The sequence below is a fragment of the Paraburkholderia sp. 40 genome (assembly GCF_050434105.1).
Classification (GTDB): domain Bacteria; phylum Pseudomonadota; class Gammaproteobacteria; order Burkholderiales; family Burkholderiaceae; genus Paraburkholderia; species Paraburkholderia tuberum.
Genome location: NZ_JBNPVY010000004.1, coordinates 2,413,050 through 2,428,368, shown reverse-complemented (window position 1 = coordinate 2,428,368; position 15,319 = coordinate 2,413,050). Strand labels below are relative to the sequence as shown.

At 65.7% G+C, this 15,319-nt stretch carries 15 protein-coding genes; 7 read left to right on the top strand and 8 right to left on the bottom strand.

What is annotated here, in order from left to right; genetic code table 11:
* Position 1: 1 nt before the first annotated feature.
* Positions 2-1,069 (top strand): aldose 1-epimerase, encoded by a 1,068-nt coding sequence (locus tag OKW28_RS32990; protein ID WP_429451744.1) that lies wholly within the window; start codon positions 2-4, stop codon positions 1,067-1,069.
* Between the two features lie 150 nt (positions 1,070-1,219).
* On the top strand, positions 1,220-2,035 hold the full coding sequence (gene pyrF, locus OKW28_RS32985) for an orotidine-5'-phosphate decarboxylase (protein ID WP_429451742.1): 816 nt from the start codon (positions 1,220-1,222) through the stop codon (positions 2,033-2,035).
* A gap of 51 nt (positions 2,036-2,086) precedes the next feature.
* Here pyrF and OKW28_RS32980 read toward each other — a convergent pair whose 3' ends face one another.
* The 4 genes from OKW28_RS32980 to thiL all read right to left on the bottom strand — a co-directional run bounded on the left by OKW28_RS32980 (position 2,087) and on the right by thiL (position 4,824).
* The gene (locus OKW28_RS32980) at positions 2,087-2,617 is read right to left on the bottom strand and encodes a cupin domain-containing protein (RefSeq protein WP_429451741.1); all 531 of its coding nucleotides are present in this window, start codon (positions 2,615-2,617) and stop codon (positions 2,087-2,089) included.
* 31 nt (positions 2,618-2,648) lie between these two features.
* The gene (locus OKW28_RS32975; RefSeq protein ID WP_429451739.1) at positions 2,649-3,149 is read right to left on the bottom strand and encodes a CinA family protein; all 501 of its coding nucleotides are present in this window, start codon (positions 3,147-3,149) and stop codon (positions 2,649-2,651) included.
* Positions 3,150-3,257: 108 nt separating this feature from the next.
* On the bottom strand, positions 3,258-3,833 hold the full coding sequence (locus OKW28_RS32970; protein ID WP_429451737.1) for a phosphatidylglycerophosphatase A family protein: 576 nt from the start codon (positions 3,831-3,833) through the stop codon (positions 3,258-3,260).
* A complete protein-coding gene (gene thiL / locus OKW28_RS32965) occupies positions 3,823-4,824 on the bottom strand; it encodes a thiamine-phosphate kinase (RefSeq protein WP_429451734.1) in 1,002 nt (333 codons plus the stop codon). Before thiL ends, OKW28_RS32970 begins: the two co-directional genes overlap by 11 nt.
* A gap of 177 nt (positions 4,825-5,001) precedes the next feature.
* Between thiL and OKW28_RS32960 the strand changes: the two genes are divergently transcribed.
* The 3 genes from OKW28_RS32960 (at position 5,002) to OKW28_RS32950 (ending at position 8,753) form a co-directional block, all read left to right on the top strand.
* The gene (locus OKW28_RS32960; protein WP_429451732.1) at positions 5,002-7,341 is read left to right on the top strand and encodes an NADP-dependent malic enzyme; all 2,340 of its coding nucleotides are present in this window, start codon (positions 5,002-5,004) and stop codon (positions 7,339-7,341) included.
* 421 nt (positions 7,342-7,762) lie between these two features.
* The gene (locus OKW28_RS32955) at positions 7,763-8,176 is read left to right on the top strand and encodes a ribonuclease (RefSeq protein ID WP_429451729.1); all 414 of its coding nucleotides are present in this window, start codon (positions 7,763-7,765) and stop codon (positions 8,174-8,176) included.
* A gap of 16 nt (positions 8,177-8,192) precedes the next feature.
* Positions 8,193-8,753, top strand: a complete 561-nt coding sequence (locus tag OKW28_RS32950) for a barstar family protein (RefSeq protein ID WP_090805466.1) — start codon at positions 8,193-8,195, stop codon at positions 8,751-8,753.
* Between the two features lie 129 nt (positions 8,754-8,882).
* Here the strand turns inward: OKW28_RS32950 and OKW28_RS32945 are convergent, their stop codons facing one another.
* The 3 genes from OKW28_RS32945 to speE all read right to left on the bottom strand — a co-directional run bounded on the left by OKW28_RS32945 (position 8,883) and on the right by speE (position 11,063).
* On the bottom strand, positions 8,883-9,623 hold the full coding sequence (locus tag OKW28_RS32945; RefSeq protein ID WP_429451728.1) for a 16S rRNA (uracil(1498)-N(3))-methyltransferase: 741 nt from the start codon (positions 9,621-9,623) through the stop codon (positions 8,883-8,885).
* Positions 9,624-9,642: 19 nt separating this feature from the next.
* Entirely contained in the window at positions 9,643-10,056 is a 414-nt protein-coding gene (locus OKW28_RS32940; RefSeq protein WP_090801864.1) for a VOC family protein, read from the bottom strand.
* 104 nt (positions 10,057-10,160) lie between these two features.
* Complete coding sequence (gene speE / locus OKW28_RS32935) at positions 10,161-11,063, bottom strand: polyamine aminopropyltransferase (RefSeq protein ID WP_429347496.1); 903 nt, start codon at positions 11,061-11,063, stop codon at positions 10,161-10,163.
* A gap of 269 nt (positions 11,064-11,332) precedes the next feature.
* Between speE and tkt the strand changes: the two genes are divergently transcribed.
* Together tkt and gap are read left to right on the top strand one after the other, a co-directional pair.
* Positions 11,333-13,354, top strand: coding sequence for a transketolase (gene tkt, locus OKW28_RS32930; RefSeq protein WP_429451726.1), 2,022 nt, complete (start codon positions 11,333-11,335; stop codon positions 13,352-13,354).
* Positions 13,355-13,463: 109 nt separating this feature from the next.
* Entirely contained in the window at positions 13,464-14,474 is a 1,011-nt protein-coding gene (gap, locus tag OKW28_RS32925; protein ID WP_184066779.1) for a type I glyceraldehyde-3-phosphate dehydrogenase, read from the top strand.
* A gap of 70 nt (positions 14,475-14,544) precedes the next feature.
* On the opposite strand, the gene OKW28_RS32920 is transcribed toward gap, so the two are convergent.
* Entirely contained in the window at positions 14,545-15,231 is a 687-nt protein-coding gene (locus OKW28_RS32920; protein WP_090801859.1) for a FadR/GntR family transcriptional regulator, read from the bottom strand.
* Positions 15,232-15,319 lie beyond the last annotated feature (88 nt).

Genomic DNA, 15,319 nt, shown 5'->3' with positions numbered 1-15,319 from the left:
TATGACTGTTGCGAATCTCGTTTCAGCCTCATCCCCAACCTCTCAAACGCGACGCTCGCGACTCGCCGCGGCGGCCAATCCCGTGCTGGCGGGCCCGAGCACGTCGGCAGTGGCCCTCGGCGAAGGCAGCGCCGGCGATGTCGCGTGCATCACGCTCGCCAACTCGCAATTGCGTCTCGATGTCGCGCCGACGCTCGGCGGCGGTGTGACCCGCTTCGACTGGCGCGACGACGGCGCGCTGACGCCGATCTTTCGGCGCTGCAGTCACGTCGGTGTCGATACGCAACCGAACCAGCTGGCCTGCTATCCGCTCTTGCCGTACTCGAACCGCATCGGCGGCGGCCATTTCAGCGTGGCCGGGCGGCGCGTCGAGGTACCGCGCAACCGCGCCGACGAGCCGCTGCCGATTCACGGCGACGGCTGGCTCGCGCAATGGCAGGTGCTCGACGCGGGCCGTGAGCACGTGCGTCTCGCGCTCGACCGCAGCGACGGCAAGCCGTACGCGTTCCGCGCGACACAAACCTACACGCTGGACGGCCCGACGCTGGTCGTCTCGCTCGACATCGAAAACGCTGGCCGCGAGACGCTGCCGTTCGGGCTCGGCGTGCATCCGTTCTTCGTGCGCGACGCGGACACCGAGCTGTCGGCGGCGGCCGGCGGCCTGTGGCTCTCGGGCGACGACTGGCTGCCGGTGCGCCACGTGCCGGCGCCCCCCGCGTGGCAGTTCGGCGTCGCGTATCCGCTGCCGGAGACGATCGTCAATCACGCGTTCACCGGCTGGAGCGGCCAGGCGGCAGTGGTGTGGCCGAAGCGCCGTCTGTCGCTGAACATCGCCGCCGACACCGACTATTACGTGCTGTACACGCCGCCCGGCGAAGACTTCTTCTGCTTCGAACCGGTCGATCATCCGATCAATGCGATGAACCTGGCGGGCGGCGCGAGCGAAAACGGCATGACGCTGCTCAAGCGCGGCGAGCGGTTGACGCGCACGTTCCGCTTCACGGTCGAGCGGACTGGACTGCGCTCAATGCCGGGCGGGCGTGGCGCGCGGCGCAGGCCGCAGCCGTAGCCGCCGGGCCGGCGAACGTCCGAACGTGCGCCTGGCGCTGCTATCGCCAATGAGGCGCGGGCCGCGCAGTGACCGCCATCGACGGACGGCGTTCGTGGGACAGGTAAAATACGCGCCTCCTCCGATTACCGGCTCGCCGCGAGACTCACCATGTCCAATTTCATCCAGACACTCATCGACGCCTGGCAGCGCACGAACTCGCTGCTGTGCGTTGGGCTCGATCCCGAGCCCAGCAAATTCCCGGGTGCGCTCGCGGGCCGCGCCGACGCGATCTTCGAGTTCTGCCGCACGATCGTCGATGCAACCGCGCAGTACGCGTCGTCGTTCAAGCCGCAGATCGCCTACTTCGCCGCGCATCGCGCAGAAGAGCAGCTCGAGCAGCTGATCGCCCACATTCACGCGAACCATCCGGGCCTGCCGGTGATTCTCGACGCCAAGCGTGGCGATATCGGCAGCACGGCCGAGCAATACGCACGCGAGGCCTTCGAGCGCTACCAGGCCGACGCGGTGACGGTCAATCCGTACATGGGTTTCGATTCGATCGAGCCGTATCTCGAGCACGCAGGCAAGGGCGTGATCGTGCTGTGTCGCACGTCGAACGCGGGCGGCTCGGATCTGCAGTTTCTCGAGACAAGCGGTCGGCCGTTGTATCAGGTCGTCGCGCAACTGGTCGCGCAGAAGTGGAATGCGAGCGGCCAGCTTGGGCTCGTGGTCGGCGCGACGTTTCCGAAGGAAATTGAAGTGGTGCGGGGGATCGTCGGCGACATGCCGCTGCTGATTCCGGGCATCGGCGCGCAAGGCGGCGACGTGCAGGCCACCGTGAGCGCCGGACGCACCGCGAACGGCACCGGCATGCTGATCAACTCTTCGCGCGCGATCATCTACGCGGGCAGGGGCGACGATTTCGCGCAAGCGGCCGCGCAGGCCGCGAAGGACACGCGCGACCGGATCAACGCGTTTCGTTGAACCGCCGGGCGATCCCGCGGCGGGCGATCCCGCGACGGGCGGCGCGGCGCGTCAGCGCGCCGGTGCGAGCCGCCCGATCAACCCCGCATGCCGCGGATGCCGCGCCTTCAGCGCGTCCACCTCCGCGAGTTCGAACTCGCTGAATTCGAAACCCGGCGCGACCGTGCAGCCGACCAGCGCGAACGATGCCGGATCGGCGCACTCGGCCGCGAACCACAAGCCGGCCGGCACGACGGCCTGACAGACCGTATCGGAATGCGTGAGCGGATTGCCGAGCCGGTACGTGATGAGCGCACCGCCGGCATCGCTTTCATCGAGCACGTGGACCAGCAGCGGTTCGCCGGCATAGAAATGCCAGACTTCATCGGAACGGATCCGATGCCACGCCGAATGCGCGCCGTCGCACAGCAAGTAATGGATCGCGGTCGACGCCGCACGGGCGTTCCCAACCTCGCTCGGTTCGCCGGCGCGCAGCACGCGCGCGGCCGAGCGGTAGGTTTCCGCAAAAAAGCCGCCTTCAGGATGGGGCTTCAGATCGAAGCGGCGGATCAGTTCGTCTGCGATCGCGCGCGAATCCAGCATGTCCGCCTCCTCAGTGATAGTTAGACGCCGCTCAATGCTCGCGTTCGTCGAGTAGCGCCAGCAGGCCGCGCAGCGCGTGCGCCGCGGCCTGCACGCGGATCTGCTCGCGGTCGCCCTTGAAAATCTTCGTTTCCACCGACGTGTGCAGCCGGTTGCTCCAACCGAACGACACCATGCCAACAGGCTTGGTGTCCGTGCCGCCGCCGGGGCCGGCGACGCCGGTGATCGACAGCGACACCTGCGCTCGGCTGTTGCGCAGCGCGCCTTCGGCCATCGCTCGTGCGACCGGCTCGCTGACCGCGCCGTGCTTTTCGATCAGGTCGGCCGGCACACCGATCATTTCGCTCTTCGCCTGGTTCGAATACGTGACGAAGCCGCGTTCGAACCAGCCGCTGCTGCCGGAGATGTCGGTGATCGCGGTCGCGACCATGCCGCCCGTGCAGGACTCGGCGGTCACGAGCATCAGGCGCTCGTCGCGCAGACGGTTGCTCGCGCGGATCGCAAGCTGGTGAACGACGGAATCGGTAGGCATGGCGTCAGTCAATCCCGAAAATGAAGCCGGCCGGGCGGCGCGGCGAACGGCAGGGCCGGGCGGCGAGCAAAAGAGTCGAACGGTACTCGAACGGTGAACAGGCAGCGCTCAAACCGACATCCGCCACAGCGCAATCACGAGCAACGTAAAAAAAGCGGCGATCAAGTCATCGAACATGATGCCAAAACCACCTTTCAGCCGGCGGTCGAAGTAGCCGATCGGCGGCGGCTTCACCATGTCGAAGAAGCGGAAGATCAGGAACGCCCACACCTGGCCGGCGAGCGTGGCAGGCGTGACCATCAGCAGCACGAGCCAGAACGCGACGATTTCGTCCCACACGACCGCCGACGGATCCTCGACGCCGAGCCGCTTCGCGGTAAAGCCGCACACCGCGATGCCGCCGAGAAAGCCGACGCCGATCAGCACGCCCCATTCCATAACTGTCAGATAACGACTCAGCACCGCGAACGAGGCCCACCCGAACAGCGTGCCGATCGTGCCCGGTGCGACGGGCGACAGCCCGCTGCCGAAGCCGAGCGACAGAAGGTGGACTGGATGCGACAGCATGAAGCGCGCGGTCGCGCGGCGCGGCTGAGCACGCTTCGGCGCGCGCGGTCCAGGCGCCTGGGGCGGCTCGCCGCCGAGGAACTCGTCGGCGGGGCCGAGCGGGGGGTCATTCTGCATGAAAGTGATCGAAACCTTGCAAGGTCAGAGTGAGCGGCGCGCCGCTGGCGTCGCGCCACGCGATGGCCGGGCGGTCGGTGGCCGCCTCCAGTGCGCTTATTGTACCGATGCGGGTGACCGGCACGGCGGCCTTCTGCGCGGCGGCCTCGACCGCGGCGCGCGCGGCGGCGGGCGCGGTGAAGCACAGCTCGTAGTCGTCGCCGCCGGCGAGCGTGCAACGCTGCTGGACGTCGGGCGGCAGGCGGCGTAGCGCGGCCGAGCGCGGCACCGCATCGACGTCGACGCTCGCGCCCACCGACGAGCGTTCGAGGATGTGCCGCAGATCGCCGGCGAGTCCGTCCGACAGGTCGAGCGCCGCGTGTGCGATGCCGCGCAGCGCGAGGCCGAGCGCGATGCGCGGCTCGGGGCGTTCGAGCGCCCGGCGGAACGTCGCGGCGTCATTCGGGGTGGCGGACCATTCGCCGCGCTGCGCGCCGAGGCCGGCGCGCGCGTCGCCGAGAGTGCCGGAGATCCAGATGTCGTCGCCGGGTTGCGCGGCATCGCGGCGCAAGGCTGTTCGTGGCGGCACGCTGCCGAATACCGTAATGCACAGATTGAGCGGCCCGCCCGTCGTATCGCCGCCGATCAGCTCGCAACCGTAGCGCTCGGCGAGCGCGAACAGGCCTTCGCTGAAACCGGAAAGCCAGGCTTCGTCGGCTTTCGGCAGCGAGAAGGCCAGCGTGAACGCCCGCGGCTGCGCGCCCATTGCGGCGAGGTCCGACAGATTGACGGCAAGCGCCTTGTGACCGAGCGCTTCGGGATCGATATCGGCAAAGAAATGACGGCCTTCGACCAGCATGTCCGTCGAAATCGCCAGCATTTCGCCGGCAGGCGGCGCCAGCAACGCGCAATCGTCGCCGATGCCGAGCGTGCCGCCTTCGGCATTGGCGGGCCGCACGGCGGCGGCGCGGCGGGCAAAGAAACGGTCGATCAGCGAAAACTCGGAAAGCATGAGGGCGGACGATGAGAGGAGAATGATTGGAGAAATGGCGCGGATCAGGCGATTGAGCGTGATGCCCCGTCGCAAGCGCCGGACCATCCGGACGACGGGCAACGCGCGCTTTCACGCTGTTTCAGTCGCGGCTGTTGTACCCGTATTGAAGGAATTGCGTAGGCAATTGGGGCTACAATGCCGTCGAACGTCTATTCTAATCTGCCCTCCGAAGCCCGCCTTATGTCGAATCCCGTCAATACCAAACTCCGCGAAGCAGCTCTCGATTACCACGAGTTCCCGACTCCTGGCAAAATCGCGATCGCCCCGACCAAGCAGATGATCAACCAGCGCGACCTCGCGCTGGCGTATTCGCCTGGCGTCGCGTTCGCGTGCGAGGAAATCGTCGAGAGCCCGCTGAACGCCGCGCGCTTCACCGCGCGCAGCAACCTCGTTGGCGTCGTCACGAACGGGACCGCGGTGCTGGGCCTCGGCAACATCGGGCCGCTCGCGTCGAAGCCGGTCATGGAAGGCAAGGCCGTCCTGTTCAAGAAGTTCGCCGGCATCGACGTGTTCGATATCGAGATCAACGAGAACGACCCGCACAAGCTGGTCGAGGTGATCGCCGCGCTCGAACCGACCTTCGGCGGCATCAACCTCGAAGACATCAAGGCGCCGGACTGCTTCATCGTCGAACGCGAATGCCGCAAGCGCATGAAGATTCCGGTCTTCCACGACGACCAGCACGGCACCGCGATCGTCGTCGCGGCGGCGGTCACCAACGGCCTGAAGGTCGTCGGCAAGGACATCAAGGAAGTCAAGCTGGTCGCGTCGGGCGCGGGCGCGGCGGCGCTCGCGTGTCTGGACCTGCTGGTCGACATCGGCCTGTCGCTCGAAAACATCACCGTGACCGACCTCGCGGGCGTCGTGTACAAGGGCCGCACCGAACTGATGGACCCGGACAAGGAGCGTTTCGCGCGTGAAACCGGCGCGCGCTCGCTTGCCGAGGTGATCGAAGGCGCGGACGTGTTCCTCGGGTTGTCGGCTGGCGGCGTGCTCAAGCAGGACATGGTCAAGCAGATGGCCGCCAGGCCGCTGATCCTCGCGCTTGCGAACCCGACGCCGGAAATCCTGCCGGAACTCGCGCTCGAAGTGCGTCCGGACGCGGTGCTGTGCACGGGCCGCACCGACTACCCGAACCAGGTCAACAACGTGCTCGTGTTCCCGTTTCTGTTCCGCGGCGCGCTCGACGCCGGCGCGACGACGGTCACGCGCGAAATGGAAATCGCCGCCGTCAACGCGATCGCCGAGCTGGCGCGCCAGGAGCAGAGCGACATCGTCGCGACCGCGTACGGCATCCAGGATCTATCGTTCGGACCGGAATACCTGATTCCGAAACCCTTCGATCCGCGTCTGATCGTGAAGGTCGCGCCCGCGGTGGCGAAGGCCGCGATGGAATGCGGCGTCGCCGAGCGTCCAATCGAGGACATGGACGCATACGCGCAGCATCTGCAGCAGTTCGTTTATCAAAGCGGCACGACGATGAAGCCGATCTTCCAGCTCGCACGCAGCGTCGAGCCGGAGAAGAAGCGCATCGTGTTCGCGGAAGGCGAAGAAGAGCGTGTGCTGCGCGCGATGCAGATCATCGTCGACGAAAAGCTCGCGAAGCCGATCCTGATCGGCCGGCCGGCCGTGATCGAGCAGCGGATCGCGCGTTATGGCCTGCGGCTCGTCGCGGGGCAGGACTACACGGTCGTCAACACCGATCATGACGAACGTTACCGCGAGTTCTGGCAGGAATACGCGAAGATGATGTCGCGCAAGGGCATCACCACGCAGATGGCCAAGCTCGAGATGCGCCGCCGCACCACGCTGATTGGCTCGATGATGGTCAAGAAGGGCGAGGCGGACGGCATGATCTGCGGTACGGTCAGCACCACACACCGCCACCTGCACTTCATCGATCAGGTGATCGGCAAGAAGCCCGGCGCGAAAGTCTATGCGGCGATGAACGCGCTGGTGCTGCCGAATCGGCAGATTTTCCTCGTCGATACGCACGTGAACGTCGATCCGACACCAGCCGAGCTTGCTGAGATCACGATCATGGCTGCCGAGGAAGTGCGCCGTTTCGGCATCGAGCCGAAGGTTGCACTCGTGTCGCACTCGAACTTCGGTTCGAGCAACGCGCCGACGGCGCAGAAGATGCGCGACACCCTCGAGATCCTGCGCGAACGCGTGCCGGAGCTGCAAGTCGACGGCGAAATGCACGGCGACGTCGCGCTCGACGCCAACCTGCGCCGTGAGGTATTGCCCGATTCGACGCTCGAAGGCGACGCGAACCTGCTGGTGCTGCCGAACATCGACGCGGCCAATATCTCGTACAACCTGCTGAAGACGGCGGCCGGCAACAACATTGCGATTGGCCCAATCCTGCTCGGCGCGGCCAAGCCGGTGCACGTGCTGACGCCGTCGGCGACGGTGCGCCGAATCGTCAACATGACGGCGCTGCTGGTCGCGGACGTCAGCGCAACCCGCTAACTGCGCATCGTGATCGGGCCGCGACAGGCCCGGCGCCGGTTTTCCCACCAGCGCACCTGAAAAAAAAGGCGTGCCCGCAATGGGCACGCCCTCAGGGCAAGCTGGGGATCGCCACCCCGAAAAATGGCAATGACACGGCCTTTCGGCTGAGTGGTTTCAGGCTCCAACAACCGTAATCGAGCGCCTCGGCCAGCGGCCGCTTGCACCGCCCGCTCTGCATTCGATCACGGTTGAGCTCAGTTTAGCCCGATCGAGCTAAACATTCTGTCAAATGTCGTCAAAGTCCCCGCCACCGGCTTTTCCGCGGGGTGAGGCGGGGCGCCATCGGCCGTCGAACGTTGATTCCAAAGGCTATTAGCGATACCCTTACGACTTTCATGGTCGTCAAACTCGTGATCTGACAGCTGGGGAAACCTGATACATGGCACGCAACTGGTTGCGCGTGAAAGGCGTGCTGATCGGTGCCGCCGCACTCTGCGCGTTGTCCAGTTCCGCGCCCGAAGCGCTGGCGCGAGATTACTCGGCGCCAGCTGGGGTGGAAGCGCAGGTGGGCACCATCGCGCTGGCGCAATTGCCGCGCGAGGCGGTCGATACGTTGAACCTCATTGCCGCCGGCGGGCCTTACCCGTATCAGAAGGACGGCATCGTATTCGGCAACTACGAGCGGGTCCTACCCGCCCATCGGCGCGGCTATTACCACGAATACACCGTCCCCACGCCTCACGCGCGTAATCGCGGGGCGCGCCGCATCGTCTGCGGAGGTCCGCTACAGCGGACCGACAATTGTTATTACTCGGACGACCATTACACCAGTTTTAACCATATTGTTGAATGACATTGGGATGAACGGCATGAGCGACAACATCTACGCGCACGATTCCGGAGTCGCGACGGATCTTTTCGCGGCCGGCGACGGCAATTTGTTCCAACGCGTCATGAAGATGCGCGCCGACCAGCAGGGTCGCGACAATCAAAGCGAGGCTGCCACGGTGGTTTCATCGAACGAGGAGCCCATGAGCCTTTTCAGGACGGTGCGGCCGAACATCGTGCAGTCGATCCGCGCGTTCCGCGTGCAGGATCTCGCCGACGAGGCCAACCTGCTCGGCCAGCACTTTCTGTATGCGTACTGCGCGAACGCCGCCTCGAAGCAGGAAGTGCTCGAGACGATCGCGACGTCGTTCCTGTTTCCCAAGCATTTCGGCAAGAACTACGACGCGCTCTACGACTGCCTGACCGACCTCGTGCACAAGGCCGGCGCGCAGCCCGGCTTCGTGATCGTGCTCGAACACCTGCCGATCGCGCAGAAATTCGACAAGGAAGGGCGCGAGACGCTGCTCGACGTGTTCCGTGAAGCGGCCGAATTCTGGGCCGAGCGCAAGGTCGCGTTCCGGGTGTTCTACTCGTTCGCTTGAAGTTCGCCGGATTTTCGCCTGTTCAGGCGTAGCTGCTTGAGTCTGACAGTGAACGTCGCGGTATAAACGGCAAAGGCCCGCTAATTGGCGGGCCTTTGCTTTTGTCGCGCTGCTTGGGCAAGCTCCCGCTCACCAGCCGCCCCAGCGCGCCGCGAGCCCCGCCAACACTGCGATTCCGGCGGTCTCGGTGCGCAGCACACGCGGTCCCAAGCCAATCGCGGTAAAGCCCTGTTCGCCGGCGGCGGCTTCCTCGTCGGCGGAAAGGCCGCCTTCGGGGCCGATCAGCAGCGTCACGCCACCAGGCGGCGGCGCGTCAGGCAGCGCCGCAAAGCCGATGCTCGCGCGCGGCGATAACAGCAGGCGCAGCTCATCAGGCGCCGGCTCGCGCGACAGCGTATCGAGCCACGCGCCAATCTCGCACACCGGCATCACGTCCGGCAGCCGATTACGTCCGCACTGTTCGCACGACGCCCGCACCACACCCTGCCAGTGCTGCTGCCGCCGCTGCGCGCGCTCGGCGGTAAGCCGCACGACGCTGCGCGCGGTCGCGAGCGGCACGAAGCCCGAGGCGCCGAGTTCGACCGCCTTCTCGATCAGCCAGTCCATCTTGTCGCCGCCCGCGATGCCTTGGGCGAGCGTCAGCCGATACGGCGGCTCGACCTCGATCGCGCGAAATTCGCCGATTTTCACGCGAGCCGCACGACGCTCGACCTCGACGAGTTCGGCGCCGTATTCGCCGCCCTGGCCGTTGAACAACGCCAGGGAATCGCCTGGCTGCAGACGCAGCACGGCCACGTGGCGCACGACGTCGTCGGGCAGTGCGATCACGTCGTCGGCGTAAAGCGGCATATCAACAAAAAAACGGGGCATCGACGGGAGACTCTTGAATTCAGGACAGGTGGCGGGCGAGTGCCCAGCGATAGCCGTCGATATCCTCGACCTGGGCGAAGCGGTCGCCCCAGAACTGGTCCTGTGGCTCGCTCAGCGACTTCGCGCCGGCCGCGAGCGCGCGAGCATACACGGCGTCGACGTCCTCGACATAGACATAGAACGATTGTGGCGCGATCGTGCCCGCGCTTTTCGGCGTCTTCGCGGTCGAGCCGAACGCGCCTTCAGGCGCGAACATCACGATCAGCTGGCCTTGATAGGTCATCTCGACGTGCATGACGACGCCGTCGTCCTGCACGCTGTCGCGCACGTCGAAACCGAACGCCGCCGAGAAGAATGCCGTCGACGCGCGCGCGTCGCGCACAGTCAGATAGGGGGTGAGCCAGGGCACACCGGCGGGGTGGGGGGCGGTCATGGAGTTCTCCGGATCTCGTGAGGCGGCGAGGCCACGGTTGCGGGTTTCGGTCGGGCGCGGCACGCCGGCATCACACGAACCGATTCGCGCAAGGTGTCCGCACTTCAAAAGGACGACTTCGTCAACGGGCTCAGTTTATCGCGCGCCGATCGCGCCGCCGAGAATAGCCCCGCGTGCAGGGCTGGTTCGTAATGACGCAGCGAATCGATGCCGCGCGCGGCGAGACGCTCGGTGAGCGTGTCGGCGGTGAGCGCGGCGGGGTCGAGCGTGTCGCTGGCGATCGCCATCAGCCATAGCGAGCCGTAGAGCGGCACGAAGGTGCCCAGCGTGCGCACCTGTGCGAACGCGGCGTGCAGATCGCCGAGCAGCGCGGCGATGCGCGGCGCGTGGTGGTACGGCGAACCGAGATGGAGCGACAGCAACGCATCAGCACGCAGCACGCGCTTCAACTGCGCGTAGAAGGTCGGCGTGTACAGACCGGCCGCGGGCGAATCGGGTGGCGTCAGGTCGAATACGACGAGGTCGAACTGCGCGGCCGCGACGTTCGTTGCACCCTGCGTCGCGCGGGCCGCCGCCGCGACGTAGTCCGCCGCATCGCCGATCACCAGCTCGACGCGCGGATCGTCGAACGCACCGCCATGCACCTGCGGCAAATGTCCGCGCGTGAGCCGCACGACCTCGGGATCGAGCTCCGCGACGACGATCCGCTCGATGCCCGGATGCCTGAGCAATTGCCTCGCGGCCCCGCCATCGCCGCCGCCGAGCACCAGCGCCGCGCGCGGCGCCGGATGCGCGAGCGCGGCCGGATGCACCATGCATTCGTGGTAGATGAACTCGTCGCCTGCGGACGTCATCGGACGGCCGTCGAGCGTGAACAGCGCGCCGAGCTGCGGCGTGTCCCAGATCTCGATCGTCTGATAACGGGATTCGACACGCTCGACGAGGCGCGCGTGAGGAAAGCCGTAGACGGCGTCGGGACAAGGCTGGAACAATAGCGGGGCGTTCACGGCGGACGGGCTCGATCGGTAGTGCGGGCACACAGCTGCTCGAATTGTAAATGCCGCCGCCTGGCGGTGTGCGTTGAACCACGCGGCCAGGCGGCTTTCCGGCCGGATAGGGGTTAACCTTCTGCTAGAATGTAACGCTTTCAGCCTTGTCCGCTTGCTCTGCCCGTTTCGCGTCTCCTGGCGCCGCATCGTGCGCCGTAGCGAAGTGACCGCCGAGCTTCCGGGCCTCAAGCGCGCCCCCGCTTTCTGACTCTGTCTCCGGACTCGACATGACGACCCCGTCTCCCGCACCCACCTCCCTGATGGCCAACGCGATCCGCGCGTTGGCCATGGACGCCGTTCAAAAGGCGAACTCCGGTCACCCCGGCATGCCGATGGGCATGGCCGAAATCGGCGTCGCCCTGTGGTCGCGTCATCTGCGCCATAACCCGAAGAACCCGCAATGGGCCGATCGCGACCGCTTCGTGCTGTCGAACGGTCACGGCTCGATGCTGCTGTACTCGCTGCTGCATCTGACCGGCTACGACCTGCCGATGGACGAGCTGAAGAACTTCCGGCAGCTCCATTCGAAGACGCCGGGTCACCCGGAATACGGCATCACGCCGGGCGTCGAGACGACCACCGGCCCGCTCGGCCAGGGTCTCGCGAACGCGGTCGGCATGGCGCTCGCCGAATCGCTGCTCGCCACCGAATTCAACAAGCCCGACGCCAGGATCGTCGATCACCACACGTACGTGTTCGTCGGCGACGGCTGCCTGATGGAAGGCATCTCGCACGAAGCCTGCTCGCTCGCGGGCGTGCTGAAGCTGAACAAGCTGATCGCGTTCTACGACGACAACGGCATTTCGATCGACGGCGAAGTGGTGCACTGGTTCCACGACGACACGCCGAAGCGCTTCGAAGCGTACGGCTGGAACGTGATCCCGAGCGTGGTCGGCCACGACGTCGACGCGGTCGACGCGGCGATCAAGCAGGCAAAGCTGTCGGACAAGCCGACGCTGATCTGCTGCAAGACCGTGATCGGGGAAGGCGCGCCGACCAAGGCGGGCTCGCACGATTCGCACGGCGCGCCGCTCGGCGACAAGGAAATCGCGGCGACGCGCGAAGCGATCGGCTGGAAGTGGGAGCCGTTCGTGATTCCGCAGGAAGTCTACACGGCATGGGACGCGAAGGAAGCGGGCGCGCGCTTCGAAGCGGAATGGGACGAGGCGTTCGCTGCCTACGCGGCGAAGTACCCGCAGGAAGCGGCCGAATTCAAGCGCCGCAGCGCGAAGCAACTGCCGGCCGACTGGAAAGATATGGCGAAAGCGATCATCGCCGGCGCGAACGAGCGCGCTGAAACCGTGGCGACGCGTAAGGCATCGCAGCAGGCCATCGAAGGTCTGTCGGCCGTGTTGCCCGAACTGCTCGGCGGTTCCGCCGACCTGACCGGCTCGAACCTGACCAACTGGAAGGCCGCGAAGCCCGTGCGCGTGAACGCCGAAGGCCGTGCCGCCGGTAACTACGTGAACTACGGCGTGCGTGAATTCGGCATGAGCGCCGCGATCAACGGCCTCGCGCTGCATGGCGGCTTCAAGGCATTCGGCGGCACGTTCCTGACGTTCTCCGACTACAGCCGCAACGCGCTGCGCGTTGCCGCGCTGATGAAGTCGCCGTCGATCTTCGTATTCACGCACGACTCGATCGGTCTCGGCGAAGACGGCCCGACCCACCAGTCGATCGAACACGTCGCGAGCCTGCGCCTGATCCCGAATCTGCAAACGTGGCGCCCGGCCGACACGGTCGAAACCGCGGTGGCCTGGACCCATGCGATCGAGCATGAAGGTCCGTCGTGCCTGATCTTCAGTCGCCAGAACCTGCAGTTCAACGAGCGCACCGACGCGCAGATCGCCAACATCGAGAAGGGCGGCTACGTGCTGCGCGACTGGGATGAAGAGATCGTCGCGCGTAAGATCATCCTGATCGCGACGGGCTCGGAAGTCGAACTCGCGATGAAAGCCGTCGAGCCGCTCGCGCGCGAAGGCATCGCCGCCCGCGTCGTGTCGATTCCGTCGACGACCGTGTTCGACAAGCAGGACGCCGAGTACCGCGAACGCGTGCTGCCGCATGGCGTGCGTCGCGTCGCGATCGAAGCGGGCGTGTCGGATTTCTGGCGCAAGTACGTGGGTCTGGAAGGCGGCGTGGTCGGCATCGACACGTTCGGCGAATCGGCCCCGGCAGGCGTGCTGTTCAAGCATTTCGGTTTCACCGTCGAGCACGTGGTGGCGACGGTCAAGGCCGCGCTCGGCTGATGGTTGAGTCGCGTTGCCGTCGTGCCCCTCGTGGCTGCGCGCGGCAACGCACCGAACCGGAAGTCCGACCAGCCGATACACGGATTTTTTAGCCATCAGGAGATAAATCATGACGATTCGCGTCGCAATCAACGGCTACGGCCGGATCGGCCGCAATACCCTGCGCGCCTTCTATGAAAACGGCAAGAAGCACGATATCGAAATCGTTGCCATCAACGATCTGGGCGATGCGAAGACCAACGCCCACCTGACGCAGTACGACACCGCGCACGGCAAGTTCCCGGGCGACGTGTCGGTGGACGGCGACTACCTCGTCGTGAACGGCGACAAGATCCGCGTGCTGGCGAACCGCAACCCGGCCGAACTGCCGTGGGGCGAGCTGGGCGTCGACGTCGTGATGGAGTGCACGGGCTTTTTCACGACCAAGGAAAAGGCGAGCGCGCACATCAAGGGCGGCGCGAAGAAGGTCATCATCTCGGCGCCGGGCGGTAAGGACGTCGACGCGACCGTCGTCTACGGCGTGAACCACAACGTGCTGAAGGCATCGGACACGGTCATCTCGAACGCATCGTGCACGACCAACTGCCTCGCGCCGCTGGTCAAGCCGCTGAACGACAAGATCGGCCTCGTGAACGGCCTGATGACGACGATCCACGCGTACACGAACGACCAGGTTCTGACCGACGTGTACCACGAAGACCTGCGCCGCGCGCGTTCGGCCACGCATAGCCAGATCCCGACCAAGACCGGCGCGGCATCGGCGGTCGGCCTCGTGCTGCCGGAACTGAACGGCAAGCTGGACGGCTACGCAATACGCGTCCCGACGATCAACGTGTCGGTCGTTGACCTGTCGTTCATCGCCGCGCGCGACACGACGGTCGAGGAAGTCAACGCGATCATGAAGGAAGCATCGGAAGGCGCGCTGAAGGGCGTCCTCGGTTACAACGACGCACCGCTCGTGTCGATCGACTACAACCACAACCCGGCTTCGTCGACGTTCGACTCGACGCTGACCAAGGTGTCGGGCCGACTCGTGAAGGTGTCGAGCTGGTACGACAACGAGTGGGGCTTCTCGAACCGCATGCTGGACACGGCTGTGGCGCTCGCGAACGCGAAGTAAGTTTCGGGTTTCACGCTGCATGAAAAAGCCGCTCCTCGGAGCGGCTTTTTTCGTCTGCGATTTTTGCCGTCTACGGCGTGGGGAAATAGACGCCGGCGCGCTGCGCGGCGTTCGCGATGTGCGTCTCGATCGCCTTGCCCGCGGCGAGCGAATCGCGGGCCTTCAACGCGTCGAGAATCGCGCGATGTTCGGTGTACGTGGACAGCACCCGCTCGCGCCGGTAGAACGGCATGCGCTGGCTTTCCTGCATGATCTCGGCGCTGCTGCGCAGGATCGACTCGATCGCCGCATTGCCCGCGATGCTGACGATGCGCATATGGAACGCATAGTCGAGCCGAGCTGCTTCGTCGAGTTCCTCGCAGGCGAGCGCGCTTTGCATCGCGGTGATGTTTTCCTCGAGCCACGCGAGGTCGTCGTTGGTGACCGCGAGCACCGCCATGCGCGCGACGAAGCCTTCGAGCGCGTAGCGCATCTGATACGTGTCGGGCAGCGACGACTGCTCGGCGAAGCGCCACGCCTGCGCGTTTTTCGCCTGCGCGCTTTCCACGTAGACGCCCTTGCCGGGGCGGATCACCAGCAGACCAAGCGCTTCCAGCGTGGAAAGCGCTTCGCGCAGTGACGCGCGGCTGATCGACAGTTCATCGGATAGCTGGCGCTGCGCCGGCAGCAGACTGCCCACCGGATAGACGCCCCCCTCGATGCGCTCGCGGATGGTCGCGATGGCCGCGTCGGTGACGGTGTGCGGGACGTTTTTCATGAGGGATCGCTCGGTGGCGTGGTCTGACCGCAATTCTAATACTTGCGCGCGAGAAGGCGCGCCGCGCGCCGTCTGAAATCCCGAATCC